Source organism: Rudaea sp. (assembly GCF_036383415.1).
Classification (GTDB): domain Bacteria; phylum Pseudomonadota; class Gammaproteobacteria; order Xanthomonadales; family Rhodanobacteraceae; genus Rudaea.
The window spans coordinates 1-7,663 of the sequence record NZ_DASVOK010000258.1 but is presented as its reverse complement, the minus strand read 5'-3'; the positions used below and the strand labels follow the sequence as shown (position 1 = coordinate 7,663).

8 protein-coding genes and 1 pseudogene are annotated in these 7,663 nt (G+C 64.8%); 4 read left to right on the top strand and 5 right to left on the bottom strand.

What is annotated here, in order from left to right:
• The 3 genes and pseudogenes from VF497_RS09690 to VF497_RS09680 all read left to right on the top strand — a co-directional run.
• A pseudogene (locus VF497_RS09690) lies at positions 1–253 on the top strand (L-threonine 3-dehydrogenase); the annotation flags it as partial.
• A gap of 22 nt (positions 254–275) precedes the next feature.
• Entirely contained in the window at positions 276–920 is a 645-nt protein-coding gene (locus VF497_RS09685; RefSeq protein WP_330888105.1) for a hypothetical protein, read from the top strand.
• Positions 921–1,083: 163 nt separating this feature from the next.
• Positions 1,084–2,493 (top strand): hypothetical protein, encoded by a 1,410-nt coding sequence (locus tag VF497_RS09680; RefSeq protein WP_330888103.1) that lies wholly within the window; start codon positions 1,084–1,086, stop codon positions 2,491–2,493.
• Here VF497_RS09680 and VF497_RS09675 read toward each other — a convergent pair.
• Positions 2,474–3,901 carry a hypothetical protein gene (locus tag VF497_RS09675; protein ID WP_330888101.1) on the bottom strand — a complete coding sequence of 476 codons (1,428 nt, stop codon included), beginning with the start codon at positions 3,899–3,901 and terminating at the stop codon, positions 2,474–2,476. The two genes, VF497_RS09680 and VF497_RS09675, sit on opposite strands and share 20 nt — an antisense overlap.
• A 99-nt stretch (positions 3,902–4,000) precedes the next feature.
• On the opposite strand from VF497_RS09675, the gene kbl reads away from it, so the two are divergent.
• Positions 4,001–5,191 carry a glycine C-acetyltransferase gene (gene kbl, locus VF497_RS09670; protein WP_330888099.1) on the top strand — a complete coding sequence of 397 codons (1,191 nt, stop codon included), beginning with the start codon at positions 4,001–4,003 and terminating at the stop codon, positions 5,189–5,191.
• Here the strand turns inward: kbl and VF497_RS09665 are convergent, their stop codons facing one another.
• From VF497_RS09665 to VF497_RS09650, 4 genes are all read right to left on the bottom strand, one after another.
• A complete protein-coding gene (locus VF497_RS09665; RefSeq protein ID WP_330888097.1) occupies positions 5,192–5,578 on the bottom strand; it encodes a hypothetical protein in 387 nt (128 codons plus the stop codon).
• Between the two features lie 14 nt (positions 5,579–5,592).
• Entirely contained in the window at positions 5,593–6,342 is a 750-nt protein-coding gene (locus VF497_RS09660; RefSeq protein WP_330888095.1) for an ArsR/SmtB family transcription factor, read from the bottom strand.
• A gap of 67 nt (positions 6,343–6,409) precedes the next feature.
• On the bottom strand, positions 6,410–7,147 hold the full coding sequence (locus VF497_RS09655; protein WP_330888093.1) for a pseudouridine synthase: 738 nt from the start codon (positions 7,145–7,147) through the stop codon (positions 6,410–6,412).
• Between the two features lie 122 nt (positions 7,148–7,269).
• A partial coding sequence (locus tag VF497_RS09650; protein WP_330888090.1) for an OmpA family protein occupies positions 7,270–7,663 on the bottom strand: 394 nt, incomplete at its 5' end.

The window sequence follows — 7,663 nt, the reverse complement described above, 5'->3', positions numbered from 1 at the left end:
GATCGCCATGCTCGGCATCATGCCGAACGGCGCCGGCATCAACTGGGACAAGGTCATCTTCAAGGGCCTCGTGCTGCACGGCATCTACGGCCGGCGCATGTACGAGACCTGGTACAAGATGACGCAGATGCTGCTGACCGGCTTCCCGTTGCAGAAAGTGCTGACGCACCAGATCCACATCGATGATTTCCAGCGTGGCTTCGACCTGATGGATGCTGGGCAATGCGGCAAGGTCGTCTGCTCGTGGAACTGACGATGGGCTGCGGGAACGCGCGGTGAGCCAAGAGCCGGCACGCGCGCACGAACGCGACGCGGAAAGCGGCGTGCCGTCCGCCGCGCGTCGCTGGTTCCATCGCGAGTCGATCAGCCTCGCCGAAATCGCGGTACAGACGTTTTCGGTCGTGCTCGGCGTGCTGCTCGCGCTCGCGATCGGCCAGTGGAGCCACGATCGCGACGAGCGCAGGCAGGTCGAGGCCGCGCTGCTCGCGTTGCGCGCGGAGATGGAATCCAGCCGCGCGGAAATCGCGCACAGTTTCGAGCAGATTGCCAAAGCGGATGCGGAAATGGCGGAGCAGGCAAAATCCGCGGCTTCCACAGCGCCGCGACCCTGCGCCGAAGTGCCCGGCTGGCACGGCGTGGTCTCTCCACTGCTGCTCGACTCGGCCTACCAGACCGCGATCGCAACGCAGACCTTGGCCCACATGGATTTCGGCCAGGCGCAGCAGGTGGCACGCGTCTACGCCAAGCAGCGCGACCTGCAGAAATACATCGATCATGTGATCGACTTCCTCCTCCAGCCCGGCCGCGTGATGACGGTCGAATCCTGCCGCTACGTGCTCGCCGGGGAAGAGAAGGTTAATCTGGAACAACTCGATTCGGCCTACGCCGAATTCCTCGCGCAGAACAAGACCGCGCGCTGATCCATTTACCGGCCATTCCGAGACTCTCTGGAAAATTCCGGCATCGATGTGGTGCAAACTTTCCCTCACGTTGGCCGCACTGCTGTGCTTGGCACCCCATGCTGCTTGTTTCGCACGTGATGCGCCCGCGTGCGTGCGCGAATGCGGCTACGAGTCCGAGCCGGTGCTCGACGCAGCCGCGATCGCCGAGCCCGCGCTGCTGAGCGGTCCGAATTTCACCGTCGATCCGAAGGCCCAGGTCGGCGGCTACATGGCGCGCTTCTCGATCACGACGCCGTACGGTCCGCTCACGGCCGACAGCGCGCAGATGCTCGCGATCCGCGTCGCCGAGATTCCGGCGATCGAAGCCCTCGACCAGGCCACGCGCAGCGGTGCATTCGGCCACGCGCTCGCCGAGCGCGGCAAGAGGACCGGCACCGCGATCGCCAACGTCGTGCGCCACCCGGTCGATTCGATCGTCGGCCTGCCGATGGGTGTGGTGCGCTACTTCAAGAAGCAGATCGGCATGTGGGCGAACCGCGCGCAGAGCGTCAGCGACCGCTCGGCGCGCATCATGGAGAACAAGGGCGATCCGTTCCGCGCGCCCGACGGCCCGATGACTGCGGGCCGCGACGTGGCGCCCGACAGCGCCGTGCGCACCAACGCAGAAGCAACCAAACGCCGCAACGAGGCCGATGGCTATGTCGGCATTGATCCGCAGGATGCCGTCGACGAAGCGCAAGGCATCCCCGCTCCGCCCGAGGAACCGGAAAAGCCGAGCAAGGCCTGGTACGCACGCGCCGGACGCGACACCGGGCGCGAGGTCAAGCGCTATCTCAAATACAGTTCCTCGCGCAACGAAATCGCCAAACAACTGGGTTTCGATCCGGGCACCTCGAATCCCTACATCATCGAGCGTCTGAATTCGCTGGCATGGGCCGCGGTCTGGGGCAACTTCTCCGCCGGCCAGGCGCTGGGCGCGATCGGTGGCACGGCCGCGGACGTGATCGCCGACTCGAGCCTGGTCAACGACTTTGTGCTCAGCCACACGCCCGAGCAGATCCGCGAGCGCAACGAAAAACAACTGGCCTCGATCTGCAGCGACGAGTTCGGTATCCGCCAGTTCCTCAAGCGCGGCGGCTTCAGCGACACGATGCGCACGCAGCTCGCCGACTCGGTCGTCGCGCTCGCGCCGCGCACGGGATGCAACGAGCTGCTCGAGCTCGGCACGGTGACGCACGGCGAGGTCGAAGGTCGTTATCTGGTCGATGCGCTGTCGCAGATCCGCAAGCACTGGCCGACGGAACGCAATGGCCAGTTCGTCATCGCCGGCGCGGCGTTGGTCTACGTCGCGCGCGACGGCAGGCTGCTGCTGCCGATGCCGGTCGACTACCTGAGCTGGACCGCCGACATCGACGAATTCTTCGACCGTCCCGAATTCAAGGCCGCGGACAAGACCGCATTAGTCGGCGGCGAAGCTTCCGCGCTTGCACAGCGCAAGCTGCGCGAACGTGGCTGGCGCCTGGTCCAACGCGCACCTTACGCCGGCGCGCCGAAATATCCTGCCGGTACATTCACTCGGACGACGCGTTAGTCGCGCGCGGCGGCACCTCGATCTTGTCGAGCTGATCATCGTAGTAAGGGCTGCCGCCGGCGAAGATCAGGAAATTCCTCGCCGCCTTGTGCGCGGCTGCGTCGGCACCCGCGTCGCGCAAGGTGTCCTCCGCGGCCGTCGTGAACAGCCGCTGCACGTTGCGCAGGTTGGCCTCGTACTGCCCGCGCAGACGTCGGAACAGTGCCAGCCGTTGCGCCGAGTCGAACGTACGTACCTGCGCCGAGGTCTGTGTACGCAGCGCGGCGATCGCCTCTTCCGTGGACTTCGGCATCGGCTCGGGCTGCGTGTAGTGGATGCGGCCGAAGGTATCGGAATACGCACCTTGGTCGAGCCGCCAGACGAGACGCTCGCCGTGCGCGAATTCGGCCTCGTCCGGCGCACTGGCGATAAGGCGCGTGCTGCGCGTGACGTCGTCGAGCATGCCGCTCGCGATCGTCGCCCAGTCGCGGTTCGCGCGGGCAATGATCTTCGGCAGCATCTCGCCCCACCATGGCAATGCAAGCAACGGCAACAACGTAAGCGCCCAGAGCACTGGCGCTGACGGCTCGGTAGGGAAGAAAGCTCGCACGCCCATGCGCCAGACCCAGAACCCGGGCACGGCGAGCAGCAACGCGAGGACCGCGGCCGTCGGGTTCCAGTCATGGCTGTCGTCGACGACGCGCGCCGGCATTGCCTCCTGCGGGCGCTGCGGATCGAAACGCAACGGAAAATCCGGAACGGCGTGCGTCCAACTCAAGACCGCCACGTCAACGGGCACATCGAACTGTTCGCGCAACGCGGCCAGCGCAGTGGTCGGTGGCGGCTTGCTCATGCCGAAGGTGTCGCGCGGCGAATGATGCGAGATCCAGTCCAGCGTCGCGCGGCTCATGCGCACCTCCTGCACCTCGAAGCCGCTCGCATCGCGCAGGAACGTGAAAGGGATGCCTTCCTGCACGGCCTCGGCCCAGTCGCTCAGGCGGAAGTTGTCGCTGAACTGCAGGCGCATGCCGCAGAACGCGCGGCGCAGCGGCGCGCCCCATTCGCCGGCCGTATATTCGACGACTGCGCAGCGCGAAATCTTGCTGGCGCGATCCCAGTACAACTTGCCCGCGGGAAGATTGGCCGGATCGAAGTCGATCGCCGCCCAGCTTTCGACGATATGCCCGGAGGTGGACGCGGTGAACGCGGCGTACTGGCGCATGTCGACCAGCGGCTTCATCGCCATCTGCCAGGCGACGCCGAGGAAGATGCCGCCGAACAGCAGAAAGAATCCGGCGAACAGTCCGATCAGCGGCGCTGCGGCCATCATGCCGAGCGTGCCGATCAGCCAGTCGCGCAGGCCATGACCGCTCGCGGCTGTGGTTTCGACCGCGGCCTGCTCGCGCCGCTTTAACGCTTTTGGACTCATGCCACCCCTCCCACGCGTCGATTCTACGCCAACAATTTCATTGCGCAGGCGAATCGCGGACAATGGCCGGTACCCTGACATTGTCCGCCGGATTCCGCCATGACCTACGCCGCCCAGAATCGCCTGCAGTCCGAACTCGAATCGATTCGCGACGCCGGCCTGTACAAGACCGAGCGCGTGATCGCGACGCCGCAGTCATCGTCAATCAAGACGACCGACGGCCGCGAGGTGCTCAACTTCTGCGCGAACAACTACCTCGGCCTGGCCGACAACGCCGAGATCATCCAGGCGGCCAAGGATGCGCTCGACACGCACGGCTTCGGCCTAGCCAGCGTGCGCTTCATCTGCGGCACGCAGGACCTGCACAAGCAACTCGAAGCGACGATCGCGAAATTTTTCGGCACCGACGACACGATTTTGTATACCTCCTGTTTCGATGCGAACGGCGGTCTGTTCGAAACGATTCTCGACGAGGAAGATGCGGTGATTTCGGATGCCTTGAATCACGCCTCGATCATCGATGGCATCCGCCTGTGCAAGGCCGAACGCCGCCGCTACGCGAACGGCGACATGGCCGAGCTCGAGAGGCATCTGCAGGAGACGCAGGGCAAGCGCACGCGCCTGATCGCCACCGACGGCGTGTTCTCGATGGACGGTTACATCGCCAAGCTCGACGAGATCGTGCGCCTGAAGGAGAAATACGGGGCGCTGCTCATGGTCGACGATTCGCACGCGACCGGCTTCGTCGGCCCGACCGGACGCGGCTCGGCCGAGTTGCACGGCGTGATGGACAAAGTAGATATTTTTACTTCTACACTCGGCAAGGCGCTCGGCGGCGGCTCGGGCGGATTCACGACCGGGCGCGAGGAAATCATCGACCTGCTGCGCCAGCGCTCGCGCCCGTACCTGTTCTCGAACACGCTGCCGCCGCCGCTCGTCGCCGCGTCGATCAAAGTGTTCGAAATGCTCTCGTCGAGCACCGCGCTGCGCGACAAGGTCAATGACAATGCACTCTACTTCCGCGAGCGCATGACCGACGCTGGTTTCGACATCCGCCCCGGCACGCATCCGATCGCGCCGGTGATGCTCGGCGATGCGAAACTCGCGCAGGAATTCGCCAGGCAGTTGCTCGACGAAGGCATCTACGTGATCGGTTTCTTCTTCCCGGTCGTGCCGAAGGGCCAGGCACGCATCCGCACGCAGATGAGCGCGGCGCACACACACGAACAGATCGACCGCGCGGTCGCGGCGTTCGTCAAGGTCGGACGCAAGCTTGGCTTGGTGAAGTAATCACGCGGGCCGCCGCAACGGCAGCGAAGCCAGGATCAACAACAGGCCCAATACGAAAAACAGCCAGAAGAAGGCGACACCTGCATACCACACGGACAGCAGTCCCGCCGCGATGTAGAGCAAGCCGACCAGATCGCTCGCGACGAAGACGCCACGCTCGCCGCGGCGAGCGCGCCACCAGACCCAGGCGCAAATCGCGCCAAGCACGAACATGCAGCCGCTGGTGAAATGCCAGATCAGCAGGATGACCTTCGCATCACGTTCGCCCAGCTGCGACTTGCCCAGCTCGCTGGCCAGACGTACCGCCTGCGAGTCGTGCCCGAACGCACCGAGCGCAATGACGACGGCGGTGAGCAGGAAAACCGGCGAAGCGATCTTGCGCAGCATGTTCGTCTCTCCGCTCACATCACCAGCGGCTTGCCGGTTTCGACCAGCGACTTGAGGCTGGACAGGATCGCCGGCCAACCACCCTTCACGACCGCAGCCGTCTGCGGCGCCTGCGCCACCTCGTGCGTCACGGTGAGCTTGCAGTTGTCGCCCCTCTGCTCGATCTCGTAGGTCACCGTCGACAGTTCATGGCTGAGCGCCGGATTCCAATGCACGCGCCAAGTGTGCACGAGCCTGCGCGGCGGGTCGCATTCGAGAAACTCGCCATCGACGAGCAGCGTGCCGTCCGCGGCCTCCGAGCGATATGGCCCGCCCTTTTTCAGCGGCGTGGTGATCGCGCTGCCGTGGAAATACTGGCGCGTGAACTCGGGCTGGGTGATCGCGCGCCACAGCTTCTCGGGCGTCGCGCGGACGAAGATCTCGTAAACCAGCCTGCCTTCGGACATGGGTTCCTCCAGTGCGGTCTTGAGTCGCGACAGCGCCGCGGCCATCGGTTCGGCATAGCGGCTGATCCAGCGATCGTGCAGGCGCCGGATCGGCACGCGATTGAGATAGTGTAGTTTCTCGCGCCCCTCGCGCCGGGTGACGACCAGCCCCGCCTGCTCGAGCAGGCGCAGATGCTTCATCACGCCGAAGCGGGTCATGTCCGCGCCTTTGCAGAGTTCGGCCAGCGTCTGGCCTTCCCGGCGATTCAATCGGTCGAGCAGCTTGCGTCGAAACGAGTCCGCGAGCGCCTTGAATACGGCATCCATCTCGGAATTCATAATAGGTGACTTTTTTGTCACATGTCAAGCGCAGCGAGGACCCCGGCCGAAAGCAGCCGCATCGGCTTCAGCCAGCCAATGCGGCGACTTCGGCGGCAGTCAGGACGCGCACGCTGCCCTTGGTCAGATCGCCGAGCACAACCGGCCCGATCGCGACGCGCAGGAGACGCAGCACGCCGATGTCGAACGCCGCGAGTACGCGGCGGATCTGCCGGTTGCGACCCTCGTCGAGAACGATTTCCAGCCAAGAATTCTTCTCGCCGCGGCGCAGCTCGCGTACCGATTTCAATTCGAGCTTCTCGCCGGCATCGACGATGCCTTCAGCCAAGCGCGCCAGCAGTCCGTCGTCGGCGAGCGCGTCGATTTGCACGTGATAGGTCTTGTCGAGATGCGAAGCCGGGTCGGTGAGGCGCGCGGCCCATTTGCTGTCGTTAGTGAACAGCAGCAGCCCTTCACTCGCCTTGTCGAGACGACCGACCGGTGCGAGCCATGCTGCCGGCAGTTTGACGGCGCCGCTCTTCAACAGGTCGTACACCGTGTCGCGCCCGCGCTCGTCGCTGGCCGTGGTGACATAGCCGCGCGGCTTGTTGAGCGCCAGATGGATTTTTTCCCGCGCGGAGACTTCTTCGCCGTCGACGGCGATGCGATCACGCACGCCACTCGTCGGCGCTTCCGGATCGCGCACGATCCGCCCGTTCACGCGCACGCGCCCCGCGCGCACGAGTACTTGCGCCTGGCTGCGCGAGCACACGCCGAGTTTGCTCAGGACGCGTGCCAAGCCATGTCGTGGCTCGAGACTTTTCATTGAGAAGTGCGGCCATGGATGGCCGCTTTGTGATCTTCGCGATCAAGAACGAGCGCAAAAATACAAAAAAAGCCCGGCTTGCGCCGGGCTTTTTCTTGTTGCTTGCACCAACTCGAGCGATCTTACTGCTTGAGTTCGACGCGGCGGTTGCGCTGACGGCCTTCCGCGGTGTCGTTGGTGGCGATCGGCTGATCCTTGCCGAAGCCCTTCGAGCCGGTGATCTGGCTTTCCGGAACGCCATGCGCGATCAGGTAGTCGTACACGCCCTTGGCGCGACGCTCCGACAACTTCTGGTTGTACGCCTCGGTGCCCTTCGAGTCGGTGTGACCATCGACTTCGACGCGGATTTCCGGATTGCGCTTCAGCGTATCCACGGCTTCGTCGAGGATCTGCACCGACGCAGCGGTCGGGGCCTTCAGCGACGGCACCAGCTTCTCGCCCGGACGCGGATGGTCGAACTTGAACTCGACGCCGCGCAGGTCGATCGGAGCCGGCGGCGGCGGCGGCGGCGCAGCC